16 protein-coding genes are annotated in these 14747 nt (G+C 65.3%); 3 read left to right on the top strand and 13 right to left on the bottom strand.

Going from position 1 to position 14747, the window contains the following annotated elements:
• Nucleotides 1–234: 234 nt before the first annotated feature.
• On the top strand, nucleotides 235–1026 hold the full coding sequence (locus RHCRD62_RS02680) for a phosphatidylethanolamine N-methyltransferase family domain-containing protein (RefSeq protein WP_050063093.1): 792 nt from the start codon (nucleotides 235–237) through the stop codon (nucleotides 1024–1026).
• 74 nt (nucleotides 1027–1100) lie between these two features.
• Here the strand turns inward: RHCRD62_RS02680 and RHCRD62_RS02675 are convergent, their stop codons facing one another.
• The 3 genes from RHCRD62_RS02675 to RHCRD62_RS02665 form a co-directional block, all read right to left on the bottom strand.
• Nucleotides 1101–1973, bottom strand: a complete 873-nt coding sequence (locus RHCRD62_RS02675) for an aspartate/glutamate racemase family protein (RefSeq protein WP_157050780.1) — start codon at nucleotides 1971–1973, stop codon at nucleotides 1101–1103.
• A gap of 169 nt (nucleotides 1974–2142) precedes the next feature.
• A complete protein-coding gene (locus tag RHCRD62_RS02670; RefSeq protein WP_050063091.1) occupies nucleotides 2143–3807 on the bottom strand; it encodes a long-chain-fatty-acid--CoA ligase in 1665 nt (554 codons plus the stop codon).
• Nucleotides 3808–4008: 201 nt separating this feature from the next.
• The gene (locus RHCRD62_RS02665; protein WP_050063090.1) at nucleotides 4009–4854 is read right to left on the bottom strand and encodes a TetR-type transcription factor C-terminal domain-containing protein; all 846 of its coding nucleotides are present in this window, start codon (nucleotides 4852–4854) and stop codon (nucleotides 4009–4011) included.
• Between the two features lie 525 nt (nucleotides 4855–5379).
• Here RHCRD62_RS02665 and RHCRD62_RS02660 point away from each other — a divergent pair.
• Both RHCRD62_RS02660 and RHCRD62_RS02655 read left to right on the top strand, forming a co-directional pair.
• Complete coding sequence (locus RHCRD62_RS02660) at nucleotides 5380–5949, top strand: VOC family protein (RefSeq protein WP_253277164.1); 570 nt, start codon at nucleotides 5380–5382, stop codon at nucleotides 5947–5949.
• Nucleotides 5946–6314, top strand: coding sequence for a nuclear transport factor 2 family protein (locus RHCRD62_RS02655; protein WP_050063088.1), 369 nt, complete (start codon nucleotides 5946–5948; stop codon nucleotides 6312–6314). The genes RHCRD62_RS02660 and RHCRD62_RS02655 overlap by 4 nt, the downstream gene beginning before the upstream one ends.
• 98 nt (nucleotides 6315–6412) lie before the next feature.
• Here the strand turns inward: RHCRD62_RS02655 and RHCRD62_RS02650 are convergent, their stop codons facing one another.
• From RHCRD62_RS02650 to RHCRD62_RS02605, 10 genes are all read right to left on the bottom strand, one after another.
• Nucleotides 6413–7192: an IclR family transcriptional regulator gene (locus RHCRD62_RS02650; protein WP_050063087.1), complete on the bottom strand. Its 780-nt coding sequence runs from the start codon at nucleotides 7190–7192 to the stop codon at nucleotides 6413–6415.
• A complete protein-coding gene (locus RHCRD62_RS02645) occupies nucleotides 7189–8811 on the bottom strand; it encodes a long-chain-fatty-acid--CoA ligase (protein WP_050063086.1) in 1623 nt (540 codons plus the stop codon). The genes RHCRD62_RS02650 and RHCRD62_RS02645 overlap by 4 nt, the downstream gene beginning before the upstream one ends.
• The gene (locus RHCRD62_RS02640; RefSeq protein ID WP_050063085.1) at nucleotides 8775–9923 is read right to left on the bottom strand and encodes an alpha/beta hydrolase family protein; all 1149 of its coding nucleotides are present in this window, start codon (nucleotides 9921–9923) and stop codon (nucleotides 8775–8777) included. Before RHCRD62_RS02640 ends, RHCRD62_RS02645 begins: the two co-directional genes overlap by 37 nt.
• Before the next feature lie 2 nt (nucleotides 9924–9925).
• Nucleotides 9926–10498 carry an NADPH-dependent FMN reductase gene (locus tag RHCRD62_RS02635; protein ID WP_172670987.1) on the bottom strand — a complete coding sequence of 191 codons (573 nt, stop codon included), beginning with the start codon at nucleotides 10496–10498 and terminating at the stop codon, nucleotides 9926–9928.
• A 414-nt stretch (nucleotides 10499–10912) separates the two neighbouring features.
• Complete coding sequence (locus RHCRD62_RS02630; RefSeq protein WP_050063083.1) at nucleotides 10913–11638, bottom strand: 3,4-dihydroxyphthalate decarboxylase; 726 nt, start codon at nucleotides 11636–11638, stop codon at nucleotides 10913–10915.
• Nucleotides 11635–12837: an NAD(P)/FAD-dependent oxidoreductase gene (locus RHCRD62_RS02625; protein WP_050063082.1), complete on the bottom strand. Its 1203-nt coding sequence runs from the start codon at nucleotides 12835–12837 to the stop codon at nucleotides 11635–11637. Before RHCRD62_RS02625 ends, RHCRD62_RS02630 begins: the two co-directional genes overlap by 4 nt.
• Complete coding sequence (locus RHCRD62_RS02620; RefSeq protein ID WP_050063081.1) at nucleotides 12834–13031, bottom strand: ferredoxin; 198 nt, start codon at nucleotides 13029–13031, stop codon at nucleotides 12834–12836. Before RHCRD62_RS02620 ends, RHCRD62_RS02625 begins: the two co-directional genes overlap by 4 nt.
• Before the next feature lie 39 nt (nucleotides 13032–13070).
• Complete coding sequence (hcaB, locus tag RHCRD62_RS02615) at nucleotides 13071–13853, bottom strand: 3-(cis-5,6-dihydroxycyclohexa-1,3-dien-1-yl)propanoate dehydrogenase (RefSeq protein ID WP_050063080.1); 783 nt, start codon at nucleotides 13851–13853, stop codon at nucleotides 13071–13073.
• Nucleotides 13850–14161, bottom strand: a complete 312-nt coding sequence (locus RHCRD62_RS02610; protein WP_050063079.1) for a hypothetical protein — start codon at nucleotides 14159–14161, stop codon at nucleotides 13850–13852. The genes hcaB and RHCRD62_RS02610 overlap by 4 nt, the downstream gene beginning before the upstream one ends.
• The gene (locus tag RHCRD62_RS02605) at nucleotides 14158–14745 is read right to left on the bottom strand and encodes a 3-phenylpropionate/cinnamic acid dioxygenase subunit beta (RefSeq protein ID WP_050063078.1); all 588 of its coding nucleotides are present in this window, start codon (nucleotides 14743–14745) and stop codon (nucleotides 14158–14160) included. The genes RHCRD62_RS02610 and RHCRD62_RS02605 overlap by 4 nt, the downstream gene beginning before the upstream one ends.
• Nucleotides 14746–14747: the final 2 nt, after the last annotated feature.

Below are 14747 nucleotides of genomic sequence, written 5' to 3'. Positions count from 1 at the left end.
ATCGCGGGCGCGCCGACGCGCCCCCTCAGCGCACGGCGTAGGCCCTCCCGCCCACCCCCCTCCTGGGCGGGTGGGCCGCCCCCAGGCCAGGAGCCTGCTTCGACACCACTCGGTTGCCCAATCACCCCCTGGACGCCCGTCCGGCATGGTAGAACACGTTACAAAAGTCACGGTCCCTGAACATGGGGCCGCGATGACGCCTACCCGCGGATGACTGCCCGCCAAAGGATTTCGATGAACTGGTACACCGGAAACACCGTCTACGACACGGTCCTGACGGCCGCGTTCGCGTTCACCGCATTCGTGATCATCGGTGGCTTCTTCGCGCAGAGTTCCTACGGCCGCTTCTCCTCCACGAACCTCGGATTCAACCTCAACCCGAAGCTGGGCTGGTGGTTGATGGAGATCCCGGCGACTGTGGTGTTCCTCGGCTTCTACCTCGCCGGACCGAACCGGTTCGAGCCCGCGTCCCTGGCGCTCGCCGGAATCTGGCTGCTGCACTACGCGAACCGCGGCTGGTACTTCCCCCTCGCGATCCGCCAGGTCCCCGGCAAGCGCAGCACCTTCAACGTCTCGGTGATCGTGATGGGCATGCTGGTCACGTCCATGCACGGCTACCTCAACGGCGCCCTGTTCAGCAACGACTACTTCGGCAGGTACACCACCGAATGGCTGACGGATCCGCGCTTCCTCGTCGGGCTCGCGATCTACCTGTTCGGCTTCGCGCTGTTGCTCAGCTCCGAGTCGATCGTGCGGAACCTGCGGGACAAGAACAACCCCGGCGCCACCGAGTACCGCGTCCCGTTCGGCGGCGGGTTCCGGTTCGTCACCAGCCCCGCGTACCTCGGGGAACTGATCGCATGGTCTGGATTCGCGCTGCTGACCTGGGCCCTGCCCGGCGTCGTCATCCTCCTCATCACCGCGGGCAACCTGATCCCGCGGGCGCTGGCCACCCATCGGTGGTACCAGGAGAAGTTCACCGACTACCCCACCGACCGCAAGGCCCTTGTCCCGTTCCTGGTCTGAGTGAGGCCAGCAGCGAAACGACCGCAACCAGATCGCGCAGCGACTGAATCCCCAACGGATCCGACGCGCGCCTGCTACCCCCGATCGAAGGCAGCAGGCGCGCTTACCGGCAGATCACACGAAGCGGTGCCGTCGGCATTCAGCACGCAGACGGGGCAATCCTCCTCATTCGCACCGAGCGCGAGATCGGCTGCCTTCACCATCTCCGTCAGGACGTGATGGCGATCCGATTTGGGTACGCGAGGATCGCGCGCAGGCTGCAGACCAAGTGCGACCATCGACTCGAGCTGCCGGTATCCGGCGGTGGTCGGATCCACGATCGGGACGCTCGCGCGCGATGCGAGCACATCGGCGACCGGGCTCATACAGTTGCAGCCGAGAATGACAGATGTGGCGCCGTCCTGCACCGCACCCTCGATCTCCGCGAGGATGCGCTCGATCATGTGTTCGCGACCGGACCTCATCTGTGTGAGGAAGTTGTCCTCGTCTGCCAGCGTGCTCTGCTCCGCGGGGGTGGAGACGTAGCGCACCGAAATGCACTGTCGGCCCACCGGATTCTCGCGGAGGAGGCGATCGTAGACGAAGCTCATCGTTTCCGGCCAGATCGTGACGATGCTGAACCGGCTTCCGAGCGCCGCGGCCACCAGCAGGCTGGCCTGACCGCTACCGATCACCGGAATGTCCACGGCCGCACGCGCGGCCGCGAGACCGTAGTCCGGCACCCCGCCGATCAGCACCCCCGAGTATCCGTCACGTTCGGCTCGAACGGCCGCTTCCGTGTATGCCATGTCGGAGAGAAGCAGGTCGGTCGCGTCCACGGGAGTAACCCGGATCTCGGTATCCACCACGTCGACGGCGAAGCCGGGCGCGATCACGTGCTCGGGGATCCGAGCCCCCTTCCGCTGAGCGCCGCCCTTCAGATCCAAATATGCGATCCGCTTGGTCAATTGACTCTCCTCTTCACGAATGTGAGCACCGTCACCACGGCGAGGTTAGCAGAAGTAACTTCTCTTCAGAAGAGGAGAACGGGAATCCGGCGGCAACGACGGCCGCACTCGACGACCGAATTGCTCTCCGCCGGAAGCATGTCGGCAGCGCACCGGCCACGACCCACACTCAGTGGTGGGCGCCTCGATAGACGTCCCCGTGCTCGACACGCATCACCTTCTTGTCGAGCTTCCCAACGCTCGTACGCGGAAGCTGATCGACGTACAGGACTGTGTCGGGAAGCTGCCACTTGGCAAATGCGCCGTCGAGCAGCGCGTGGATCTCGGCGAGCGCAACTTCCTCTCCGTCCGTGGTCACCATGATCACGACCGGACGTTCCTGCCATTTCGGATGCTCGACACCGATCACCGCGACCTCGACCACTCGAGGATGGGCAACGATCGCGTTTTCCATGTCGATCGATGAAATCCACTCGCCGCCACTCTTGATGACATCCTTGAGCCGGTCCGCGAGTTTGAGGTAACCGTTCTCGTCGATGGTCCCGATGTCCCCGCTTCGCCAGTAGCCGTCGAGGAATTTGTCGGCGTCGTCGTCGAGCTTGTGATAACGCGCGGTGATCCATGGCCCCCGCAGCAGGACCTCACCCTGACTGTTGCCGTCGTGCGGTAGGTCGTTGCCGTCCTGATCCACGATCCGCACATCGACACCACCGGAGGGCAAACCCTGATATCGCTTGATGTTCCACCATTCATCTTCCGTCACCTTGCCCTGCAAGGTCACCTTGCGGCCGTAGTTGACGAAAGCCATCGGAGCAGTTTCGGTAGCCCCATAGGCATGAATGAAGTCGGCACCGGTCAAGTCGTGGAACCCACGCATGAGGGAGAGCGCGGGCTCGGTGGCTCCGGACAGCAGCCGGGCGCGGCTGAAGTCCGGTTTGACGTCGAGCTTCTCGATGTAGTCGAGCATCGGCTGGAAGATCGCGGGAGCACCGTTCGCGACCGTCACGTTCTCTGCGATCATCACGTCTGCCAGCATGTCGGTGTCCTCCGCCGAATAGCGCCCGGGCAGAACGATCTTGGCCGCTACGTAAACAGCGGACTGCGGCAGACCCCAGGACTGGCTGTGGAACATCGGAGTAATCAGCATGACTGCGTCCGCGGCACTCATTCCGTAGGACGAGGCCTGGGTCAACGTATGCAGGTAGATCGCTCGATGCGAGTAGAACACGCCCTTCGGTCGGCCGGTGGTGCCGGTCGTGTAGCAGGCGCTGTAGGCGGAGCTCTCGTCGATCATCGGCCATTCGATTTCCGGAGAGGCCTTCGCCACCAGATCCTCGAAATGGCGGACGTTCGTCAACGTGGTGGCAATCTCCGAAAGCGGCTTGTCGGACATCACCACCCAGGTGACCTCAGGTGCAAACGACGCCACCGACTCCGCGACGCTCAGCAGGCTTTCGTCCACCAGGACGACAGACGCGCCGCTGTGCGTGGCGACGTATCCGACGTCCTCGGGTGCCAGACGCAGGTTCATCTGCAGCATCACCGCCCCGACACCGGGAATGGACCAGTACAGCTCGAAATGACGCTTGCTGTTCCAGTCCAGGATCCCCACCACGTCACCGGGTTTCACGCCCAGGTCGGTCAGCGCGTTGGCAATCCGCTTGATGCGCGCGTACGCGTCGGCGTAGGTGTAGCCGCCCCATCCTCCGTCGCCGTTGCGATAGACGATCTCGCGTTCGGGGTAGTTGCGTGCCGAATGGCGGATCAGCGTCGTCGTGTTGAGCTGATACGAGTCGTCATTCGTCGACGGATGCCCCGTGACAATCGCGGACATTGCGCGCTCCTCAAATCCGGTTGTTCTACTGGCGCCAGCGGGGGTGCCGGACGGCGGCCTCCCAGCACATGACCCGCGTTCTACGCGAACCGGCCACCCATCCACCACACAATTCTGTCATGCAGAATCATTCTCTTCTCGAAGAATTGCACAGGCCGAGAGCGTAAGTCAAGGATCGAAGTGCGAGGTACGACCGCTTCGTCAGCTCCGTGAGCCCGAGGGATCCGGCGAGCCCGCACTCACCATTGCCAGTGCAAGGTCCGTGTACTCCCGTGCGATCGCGTGCGGCGACGAACTTCCGCCCGGGTTGTACCAATCCGCAACGGCAACACACATCGTGACGATCGCCGTGGCGGTCGACGATGCCGGCACAGCCCCGACCTGCCCCGCGTCACGGCAGGCCTCCACGGCCGCCTGGACAATCGTCCGCACCTGCCGGCGCGCTTGTAGGTGCCGCATTCGGCCGGGCTCGCTGAGGGACCGCAGTTCGGTGGACGTGAGCACCGCCGAGGCCTGACGGTACGTGTGAAAGAGGATGATGCACTCGACGAGGTTCGCCAACCGTTCCTCAGGAGAATCCGCTTCGGCGTCAGCCGCCTGGCAGCGACTGATGAGCTCGGCCATCCCGCTCCGCAACAGCTCGGTGAGCAGAGCATCCTTGCTCTCCACGTGGTAGTAGACACCGGCCATGGACATGCCACACCGGTCGGCAATCATCCTGACCGTGGCAGCGTGATAGCCGACCTCCACGAAGACATCGAGTGCCGTCCGAAAGACCGGCGAGAGTTCCTGCCGTTCGAAGTCCCGCCAGTCGTCGAACCGGGCGGGATCGGGCGGACGTAGATCCAGGGGGACACCGAGCACGGTTGCGAGAGCCTGCAGACGCTCTGTCCCCGGCAGGCTCTTACCGTTCTCGAACTCGCTCAGCGACGACGGACTCATGCCAACCTGCCCCGCCAACTGGCGGAGCCCGACCCCACGCTCGATACGTGCCGCGCGCATCCGCGCGCCGAGTCCCTTCCCGCCGATTCGTCCCGCCCGCTCCATGCGCACCACGGTATCCCGCCGGCACGTGAGTATCCGGCCGTGCGGCCATCCATGGTCGTACACAAGCGATCTCCGGCGCAGGTGGGGACCACAGGGGGCGCGATCGCCGCGACAGCACGACACGACCCGTTCGAAACTTAGCGATCGTTAGGTCTTGACGAGCCGAACGAGCGACCCCTACGGTCTTCATGAGACATCCGAGGAATGCACGTCGGGACACAAGACGATGCGAGCCGGCCGGGACGGAATCCGGACGCCGGATCAGCGCCGAGGTTGGCAACTCGACGCCGTTTTCGCTGACCAGACCCGCACCGAAGCCGCCCGAGTCGGCAGGACACGGCACAGCTGGAACACGCGACCACTCGACACGCAAGGAGCGACCCGCGTGCCGAGGTCGGCTTTTACCATAACGACCCCATCGTTCGACACTTAGCGATCGATAACTTTTGACAAACCGAACGACCGGCAATACCGTCTTGCTCGAACAGCAGCGAGACGAGCGACACACGGCAAGGAGAATGTGACGTGACAAACACAGAGTTCGAGCTGGGCGGTGTGTGCCATCTGGCTCTGGTGTGCCAGGACATGGAGCGCACTGTCGACTTCTACACAAACGTCCTGGGCATGAAGCTGTCCATGACGCTCGCTCTCCCCAACGGCGGACAGCACTTCTTCTTCGACATGGGCGGCGGCCAGTTCATCGCGTTCTTCTGGTTCGCCGACGCAGCGCCGCACGCGCCGGGAATCGCTGCGCCGGCAGCCATTCCCGGTATCGGCAAGGAAATCGCGTCAGCACACGGCTCGATGAATCACGTCTCGTTCAAGATCCCGCTCGACAAGTTCGACGAGTACAAGGCCAAGCTCGAGGCCAAGGGCGTGCAGACCGGGCCGATGCTCAACCACGACCTGTCCGAGCGCGGAATCAGCTTCAAGGAGAGCGACTCCACGTTCGTGCGGTCGATCTACTTCTTCGACCCGGACGGCATCCTGCTCGAGTTCGCGGCCTGGACCCGTGAGCTGCGCGAGGACGACGTCAGGCACGCGCCGCGAACCTCCGACGGTGGCCTCGGCATGCCCGTCGAAGCAGCCAAGTGAGCGAGATGCTCGAGCTCGCGGACAAGATGTTCACTGCCCTCCAGCGGGGCGAGATCTCCGTCCTCGACCAGATTTACGCTCCGGACGTCAGGATCTGGCACAACTGGGACAACGCCGAGCAGTCCCGCGAGGACAACCTCCGCATCCTGTCGGGCATCCCCACCCGCTACGACGACTTCGGATACGACGAGCCGAGGTGCACGGTCCTCGTGGACGGCTTTCTGCGCCAGCACATCATCCGGGCGACCATCGGGGACAAGACCGTCAACGTCCCGGCGATCTTCCGGGTGTTCGTCGACGCGGGCAAGGTCAGCCGCATCGAGGAATACATGGATGCGGGCGAACTCCGCAAGGTCTTTGCCTGACCGAACCCACTCGAGAGGAACAGCCCCGCCGATCGAGAAGATCGGCGGGGCTGTTCCTTGTCATGGCTTGCTGCGCTGCAGGATTCGTTCCGTCCCGTTCACAGGAAGAACGCGGCAACCTCGTCCACGGCATGCGCCAGCGCGGCTGCGATCTCCTCGCGGGTCGGGTCCGACATTCGACTCTTCGGCGTTGACACGTTCAACGTGTAACGCGACCCGCCGTACTCTCCGAGCGAGACCGACACCGAGGTGACCTCGTCCTCGGACTCTTCGTCGCTGGTGGCGTACCCGACCCGGCGGATCTCCGCGAGTTGGCGCAGCAGTACCGACCTTTTGATGATCGAGTGCGAGGTGAGACCCGTCAGCTTCTCGCTGGGGTAGAGCTCACGCACCGCGCGGTCGTCCATGGTGGCGAGCAGTGCCTTGCCCGACGACGTGCAGTGGGCCGGCATGGTCATGCCCATGCGGGACCCGACGCGCACCGCCCGAGAGCTCTCCACCGAGTCCACGAAGGTCACCGTGTTCCCGTCGAGCCGGGCCAGGTGGACCGTCTCCCCCAGGCTGGCCGAGAGCCGCTCGAGCACCGGATGCACGCGCTCCCGCACGTCCGTGTGGCGAAGGACCGCGAACGCGATCGTCGTCAGTGCAGGGCCCGGTTCGTACGCACGCGAGCCCTCGACCTGGCGAACGAAGCCGCGGTACTGCAGCATCGCCAGCAACCGGTGGGCCGTCGACGACGCCACCGAGAGGTATTCACTCACCTCGGTCAACCGGATGCTGCGGCGCTCGCCCAGTAGCAGCAGAATCCGAAGCGCGTTGTCAACGGACTCGATCGGGTACTGCGGACGATTCGGTGGGGCAGCTTCCTTTGCGGTCACGCGGGTAGCGTAGCGGCCGGTGCACGCAACGTGTTCTTGATGACCTTGCCCGAGGCATTTCGCGGCAGCGCATCGACCACCACGAGATCGGTCGGCAGTTTGTACCGAGCCAGCCTTTCCCCTGCCCAGGAACGCAAGGCCTCGATCGTCAGGTCCGCGGCGCCCTGCTTCAGCGAGACCACCGCGACGGGGGTCTCACCCCATCTCTCGTGGTCCCGGCCGACCACGGCGACCTCGGCGATGTCCGGATGACCGGCCAGCGCATTCTCGACCTCGGCGCAGTAGATGTTCTCTCCGCCGGAAATGATCATGTCCTTCGCGCGGTCCACGACATAGATGAAGCCCTCGTCGTCCATCCGTACCAGGTCACCGGAGTGGAACCAGCCGCCGGCGAACGCCTCCGCTGTCGCCTCCGGGTTGTTCCAGTACCCCGACATGAGCCCCGGACCGCGATAGACGATCTCACCGACCTCGCCGGGTTGCACATCCACCATCTCGGAGTCGACGACACGGGCCCAGACCCCGGGTACGGGACGCCCGACGGACCCGAGCTTGCGGCGTGAGTCCTTGGCCTCGAGCACGCATGTCACCGGAGACATCTCGGTCTGCCCGAAGAGTGCGAGGCTCGACGAGCCCGGCAGAACCTCGGCCATCCTGCGGAGCAGAGTGTCACTGGCGGGTGCCGCACCCCAGGAGCTCACTCGGAGCCTGGACAGGTCACGCGGAGTCCGCTCTTGCTCGTCGCACACCGCCTGCCACTGCGTGGGGACGAGGAACGTCGAGGTGACCCGCTCGCGTTCCGCGACGTCGAGGAATGTTCCTGCGTCGAAGGAGATGCTTGGCAACACAACCATCGTGGCGCCCATGAGGATCGACGGCGCCACGAGGCCGAGTGTGCCGATGTGGAACAGCGGTGCGGCACAGAGGCTGACCTCGTCGTGCATCTCGATGCGGAACGCCATCACGTTCGTGGCCGACTGCGCCGCCAGGTTGCGATGCGTCAACACCGCACCCTTGGGGCGCCCGGTGGTGCCCGAGGTGTACATGAGCAGCGCCGACTCCGCTTCGTCTACCTCGACGACCGCAGCGCCGACACCGGCGTGGGCAAGGAGTACGTCGTACGGCGTCGTACCGTCAGCACTGTCGTCGCCCCCGCCGACCTCGACGACCAGGACCTGGCTCTCGGCCGCAGCGGCCGCCCCGATTCCGGTGGCGCCCGCCGACTCGTCCACGAATAGGACTGCAGACCCACTGTTGTCGAGGGTGAACGCCACTTCCTCGACGCTCAGCCGGAAGTTGATCGGCACGGCGATCGCACCGAGGCGGTTCGCGGCGATCATGATTTCGATGTACTCGGCCTGATTGCCCATCAGCAACGCGACGCGGTCGCCACGGCCAACGCCACGCTCGGCGAGTGCGGCAGAGACCGCTACCACCCGCTGCTGGAGCTCGGCCCAGGTGATCCGACGGTCACCGAAGACGATCGCGGTCAGGCCACCACGTTCGAACGCATGGCGAGCAACGTGGTTGACCCAGTGCTGCTTTCGCGCGAGCCGCAACTCGTCGGGCTCGCTGGTCGTCGTCACCACGACGCTTTCGGGAATCGGGCCGCGATCCATTCGCACATGACTTCGGATACTGCGGCGCGGGCGCCGGCCGGTTCCTCGAAGTAGTGATCCCCGGCCATGTCCTTGCGCTGCTTGTCCTCGCTCGCGATCGCGTCGAACAGCCGGTCTGCGTCGCTGGGAAACACACCCGAATCGCCATCCGGGTTGATGACGAAGGCCGGCACCGTGATCCTGGCCAGATGCTGTTCCGCCCGGCACTGGGATTCTTCGAGACTCCACATGTGCAACCAGTTCCGCAGGGTGGACCCGGCGCCGATGCCGCGGTCACCGCGGTTGGCGACCTCGGTGGCGCCGCGGTAGCACTCGCCCGCAGGCCGACTGCTGGGTTCCAGCGTAGCGTCGACCATCCGGGGGTCCGCCCAGGTCCGGGGGACGCCGAAGTGCCGGTCGTAGTAGCCCGCTGCGGTCACCCGGGCCAGCTCTTCCCTTGCCCACGCGGTGATCCGGTGGTTGCGAGCTACCTGCGCCGCACGGTACCGCTCGACGAACTCCTCGGAGTACGGCGGTCCGTTCTGCGGGTTGAACAGGTCGAGCTCCGGATCGGTGAGCGTCGGGTCGTCCTCGTCGACAACGGCCGCGTCCAGCCACGACGTCAGCACATCGGGCCGACCCCCGTGCGCAGCAAGCGAGATGTAGGCGTCCCCTGGGATGAGCTCGTCGATACCCACGGCGGGCTCCATGTCGCGGGCGGGCCGGATGCACGACTCGACGGCCTGCGCCTGATAGGCCGCCATCAGCGACCCTCCGCCCGAATTACCCAGCAGGATCACATGATCCACACCGGCGCACTCCTTCAACCAGCGAACACCCACACCGATGTCGACCAGTGCCTGATCGAGATTGAAGAGTTCCTCGTAGCCGCGGTACCGGGTGTTCCAGCCCAGGAATCCGATGCCGCGCTCGGCCATGAACTCGGCGATGTAGTGCTCCGAGAAGTCGATCTGGTAGTGCGTCGCGATCATCGCGATCCGGGGATTCTTGCCGGTCGGCGTGTAATAGAGCCCCTGACACGGGTAGCCCCCCGCCCCCGCGCGCCTCGCGCCCGGAGACTCGCTGCTGACGAACTCCTTGTGGATACTCGGACTGGTCACAGCACCGGTCATGGTCAGACAACCTCGTATTCGTTGAGACTTGCGTACTTCTTCAGATGCGCGAACATCAGATCGACCCGTTCGAGGACGATCGGATCAGTCAGATTGCCCTGCTCGTCAAAATGATCGGGCGCAAAGCTGAGGAGGATCTCGGGCCCCGGCAACACCGGAGATCGCGAGAAGACGAAGGTGTGACGCAGCTCGAACTGGCTGCGTGCCGTGCCGAGGCGGCCCGGTGTCGCGCCCATGAGCGCCACCGGCTTGCGCTCGAGCACCGAGCGGCCGAGCGGCAGCGAGAGCCAGTCGAGGGCGTTCTTCAGGACACCCGGGATGCCACCGTTGTACTCCGGTGTCGCGATCAACAGGGCGTCGGCGGCCTCGACCTCGGCGCGGAGCGCGTGGACGCTCGCTGCTTCGTTACCGAAGTCGTCTTCGTTGAGCATCGGAATCTCGCCCAGCAACTTCGTGATCCGTACATCGACATCGGCGGGCGCCATCGCCGCGGCCGCCTCGACAAGCTTGCGGTTCCACGAGTCTGCGCGGAGACTGCCTGCAATCGCGCAGACCACGAATTTTCCGTCATTCATCATGCAGCTCCCAGATAGACCGCGACGACTGCCTCGCCGCGAATAACCTCGGCGGGCCTACCGAGGACGATTCCGTGCCCGAAGTCGAAGACGCGGTTCGAGATGCGATGGCCATCCGCTGGTGGTATCCGGACCGGAACCGCTTTCCCCAACACCGTCAGCACATCCCTTCGGGGTTGTGACCCGCCCCACATCGAAACCATGTTCCTGAGCATTGAACAGGCAAGTACGTCACCGCGTCAAGGACTTGTCTATCGATCGCTAAGCGATTCTTCACATACTTGTGAACTGGCCTGATACACGCTGTTTGCTCTATACAGAAATAGCTTCTGCCGAACACGCAGGGTCGGACGACCCGGAGTGACGCTGCCGAGACCGGATCGCCGAACGCGATCCGGTCGATCACAGACGCCACTAATCGAGCCGGGCCACCTCATGGCGCCACGCGGCCCCCACGTTCAGACCGGCACCCAGATTCGGCAAGTCCGCCAGATCCTCGGCACCGATCGGCTTCAGGGTGCCGCCGGTCGAGACGATCGACACCGACAACGACGCGATCACGTCGACGGAGATGGCGCGAAGCACCGCCTCCTGCACCGATGTGCCGGTGGATGTGAGACCGTGGCCACGCATCAGCACCACCGGCCGATCACCGAGGGAATCGGCCACGTCGTCACCCAGGTCGGGATTGTGAATCAAAGCAGACCTCGGGAATACGGGAACTCCCCCGTGTGCCAACACCGCACCCGGAATGTCGTATGCCCCCACGATCGGCATGATGGACAACCCAGCGAGATCTGCGACCACCACATTGCGCGGATGCGCGTGAACCACCGATGTTACATCCGGACGCCGCAGGAGAATCCGGCTGTGCAGAGGCAGCTCGTACGGCACTGTGTAGCCGCCGTCCAGTTCACCAGCAGCGCCCGGCTCCCCGGTGAACCCGACCAACCGAATGTCGTCCGCGGTGGTGTGCGCGAGTCCCCGCTCCCGCGGTCCGCGGCACCGGATCAGCATCCGGGAATCGTCGACTCGAAAGCTGATGTGTCCCAATATCCCTGGCGCCAGATCCCGGGCGGAAAGAACCCGGCAGCCTTCGGCGACCAGAGCCCGCAGCTCGTCGAGATCCCCGGGCGTCATGCCTTCGCCGCCGCGTCGACGAGCTGTGCGTGGACCTGGCCCGCCGGGCCACCGGCTGCAATGGTTCGCCGCAGCTGAACCGAGGCCTTGGGCCAGTTCACGGTCAACCCGCCGCTGGCCCTGCCGTCCGCGGCCTGCCAGATCGCGGCGAGCCGGAATGGCTCCGACTGCTCCACGACGACCGGGTCTCCCGTGACGTCACGAGTGCCGAACAGGTGGATCTTCCAGTCGTACTGGTCACTCCAAACGTAGGCCACCGGGTCGTGTGCGACGGGAGTGTCGGGGGCGACGATGTTGCGCGCCAAGCAGTTCGCCTGCTCAACCGCGTTGGTCCAGTGCTCCACTCGAGCCGCCTTCCCCTGCCTCGGCTGGTACCACCGGGCAATGTCGCCGACGGCAAAGATGTTCTCGGCACCGGCCACACGGCCGTACTCGTCACACTCCACGCCGTCTTCCAGTGCCAGGCCGGAGGACTCCAACCAGCGCGTGTTCAGCACCGCGCCGATCCCGACGACGACGGCGTCCACGAGGACGCACGACCCATCCGAGAGTTGGGCTGTGATGCCGCCCTCCCCGTGCTCGATGGTGTCGACCATGGTGCCGAAGCGGGTGTCCACCCCGTGCGCACGGTGCAGCTGCGAGAAGTGCCTGCCCAGTCCATCTCCCACGACTCGCGCCATGGGAATGGGCGCCGGGTCGACGATCGTGACCTCGATGCCCTGCTTGCGTGCGAGGGAAGCGACCTCTGCGCCGATGAAGCCGGCGCCGACGACCAGCAGTCTGCTCGCGGCCCGCAGACTCGCGCGCAGCGCGCGAGCATCCGCGATGGTGCGGAGCACGTGCACACCGGGACCGGTCCACGGCGACGGCCGCGCGGCCGCGCCGGTGGCGATGACCAGCTCGTCGTATCCGAGGACGACCCCGTCGTCCAGCACTACCTGCCTGTCCTGCGGCCGCAGTTCGACTGCAGTCCTTCCCATTACCAGCTCGATGTCGAGTTCCCGCGTCTCCTCCGCGGTCAACAGCGGCACATGCGCGTCACCGTCGAGCGGAATCTTGGACAGCGGGGGCTTGTCGTACGGGAGCTCGGACTCGGCCTCGACCACCGTGACCCTGCCGACATAGCCCTCGTTGCGTAGCGCACGGGCCGTGCGAATGCCGCCGACCGAGCCACCTACGACGAGGACGCCGCCGCTCATTCGTCCTCCAGCCACAACGCGGAGGCCGGGCAGCTCTTCGCTGCGGTCTCGACGCGCTGACGATCCGACTCGTCCACGCGGGTCTTGAGCAGCACCACCAGGCCGTCGTCGTCCATGTCGTACACATCGTCCGCCGCGACGACGCAGTTCGCGTAGCCCTGGCACAGTTCGAGGTTGACCTTGAGAATTGCCATCCGAGATTCTTCCTTCCGTACGTCGCGCGGACACGACTTCTAGACTTTGATGCCCATCCCGCCATCGGAGTGGACGACGCGACCCGAGATGCCACGCGACCGGTCAGAGGCGAGGAACACGTAGCTCCAGGCATGGTCGAGGCCGTCGAGCGCCACACCCAACGGGTTTCGGCCCGCGAGCTCCTTCGCCCGGTCCGGCCCGTCGAGTCTGTTCCCGGTCAGGCCCAGTGTCGACAGCCCGCCCAGGTCGGTCCCCAGGGTGCCGCCGGGCGCGACTCCGTTGACCCGGATGTCGGGCGCCAGCTCGTAGGCAAGAGTGGTGACCAACCCACGCACAGCGAATTTCGATGCGACGTAGAGGGTTCCGCCCCTACCCGGGTAGTACGCCGAGGTGGACTCGGTGAGCACGACCGCGCCGCCCGATTCACGCAGCGCGGGCGTCGCGGCCTTCACGCTGTGCAGGTGTGACTTGACGTTGACGGCGAACATCTCGTCGAATGCCTGGTCCAGAAGATCGGCATCGATGCTCTCGAGCTTGCGGTAGAAGTCGAAGATGCCGACGCAGTTCACGAGGACGTCCAGGCCACCGAAGCGATCCACGACGGCGGAAACCGCAGCCTGGTTCGCCGCCGCTGTGGTGGCGTCGCCCTGAACAACCTCGACATCGGGGCGCTCGGCCGCGAGGACCTCGCACTTGGCCGCGTCGAGTTCGAGCACCCCGACGCTCGCACCCTCGGCCAGGAAGGCGTCGACCACACCGCGGCCGATGCCCGAACCGGCCCCGACGACAAGCGTGCGCTTGCCGTCGAGCCAGCCGGTCACGAGGCGTCCTCGCTGGGAATCAGCGACTGGAACGGCTTGCCGACCATGGCCGAGAGCGTCGTCTCGTTCTGCCAGGTCAGCGCCTCCAGTTCGAGTGCGTCCAACGTGATCCACTGACCGGACTTCGGCGACTCGATGAGCAACCGAACACCGTTGCGGGTGTGCACCTTCGAGATCCGCATGTCCGAGAACTCGTTCGCGATGACGATGGTCTCGCCGTCACGTCGGTCCTGGAGGACGCCCAACTGCGAATTGGCCCGGGCGGCCGCCGCCGCGTCCTCCGCCTCGCCTTCCCAGGAGAGCTTCACAGGAACACCGCCAGGTTCTGCATGCGCAGCACAGACTCGTCGGCGGCGATGTGCCGGCGGGCGAGCCGCCAGGCGCCGTCCTCGAGACGCAGCAGGTCGACGCGGCCGACCGAGAGCAGTGAGGGCTCGAGCACATCGCCGCGGCTACGGAACAACAGCACGGCCGACTCCACGACGAGCTCGTTCTCGTTGTCCGTCGCGAAGGTGCGGACGTTGGACAGGTGGTGGCGCAGACGCGAGGGCGGGTCCTCCGCCCAGGCGTGACCGGTGTCGAAGCGCGCGACGCGGCGACTCAGCGAATACTTGTCCTCGTCGAAGTGGGCCATGTCCTTGGCCGTGTCGTAGCCGGTGCCCAGCGCCGTGGTGACGCGGATCGGCATGAAGTAGTGGATGTCCTCGGCGAGAACCTCGAGCCAGGCGTCGTAGTCCTGCTGGTCCAGCAGGTAGGACTCTTCCACCAGCCAGCGATGCGCCGTCAGGTGCCGCGGGTCGTCGAAGGCCAGCGACGGACCCGCCGCGGCGGTCGTGGAAGCGTTCTGGCCGAGGGGCGAGCTGGCCGAATCGATCGGAATGTACGTCGACATGA

The organism is Rhodococcus sp. RD6.2, assembly GCF_001040705.1.
Taxonomy (GTDB): domain Bacteria; phylum Actinomycetota; class Actinomycetes; order Mycobacteriales; family Mycobacteriaceae; genus Rhodococcus_G.
The sequence above is the reverse complement of the archived record's forward strand: the minus strand, read 5'-3'. Positions and strand labels throughout refer to the sequence as shown.

What these genes read in the sequence shown, in the direction of transcription:
- RHCRD62_RS02620 (WP_050063081.1), bottom strand. Translation starts at nt 13,031, where the DNA reads ATGGCAATTCTCAAGGTCAACCTCGAACTGTGCCAGGGCTACGCGAAC.
- RHCRD62_RS02605 (WP_050063078.1), bottom strand. Translation starts at nt 14,745, where the DNA reads ATGTCGACGTACATTCCGATCGATTCGGCCAGCTCGCCCCTCGGCCAG.
- RHCRD62_RS02625 (WP_050063082.1), bottom strand. Translation starts at nt 12,837, where the DNA reads ATGAGCGGCGGCGTCCTCGTCGTAGGTGGCTCGGTCGGCGGCATTCGC.
- RHCRD62_RS02665 (WP_050063090.1), bottom strand. Translation starts at nt 4,854, where the DNA reads ATGGAGCGGGCGGGACGAATCGGCGGGAAGGGACTCGGCGCGCGGATG.
- RHCRD62_RS02670 (WP_050063091.1), bottom strand. Translation starts at nt 3,807, where the DNA reads ATGTCCGCGATTGTCACGGGGCATCCGTCGACGAATGACGACTCGTAT.
- RHCRD62_RS02630 (WP_050063083.1), bottom strand. Translation starts at nt 11,638, where the DNA reads ATGACGCCCGGGGATCTCGACGAGCTGCGGGCTCTGGTCGCCGAAGGC.
- RHCRD62_RS02635 (WP_172670987.1), bottom strand. Translation starts at nt 10,498, where the DNA reads ATGAATGACGGAAAATTCGTGGTCTGCGCGATTGCAGGCAGTCTCCGC.
- RHCRD62_RS02645 (WP_050063086.1), bottom strand. Translation starts at nt 8,811, where the DNA reads ATGGATCGCGGCCCGATTCCCGAAAGCGTCGTGGTGACGACGACCAGC.
- RHCRD62_RS02680 (WP_050063093.1), top strand. Translation starts at nt 235, where the DNA reads ATGAACTGGTACACCGGAAACACCGTCTACGACACGGTCCTGACGGCC.
- RHCRD62_RS02640 (WP_050063085.1), bottom strand. Translation starts at nt 9,923, where the DNA reads ATGACCGGTGCTGTGACCAGTCCGAGTATCCACAAGGAGTTCGTCAGC.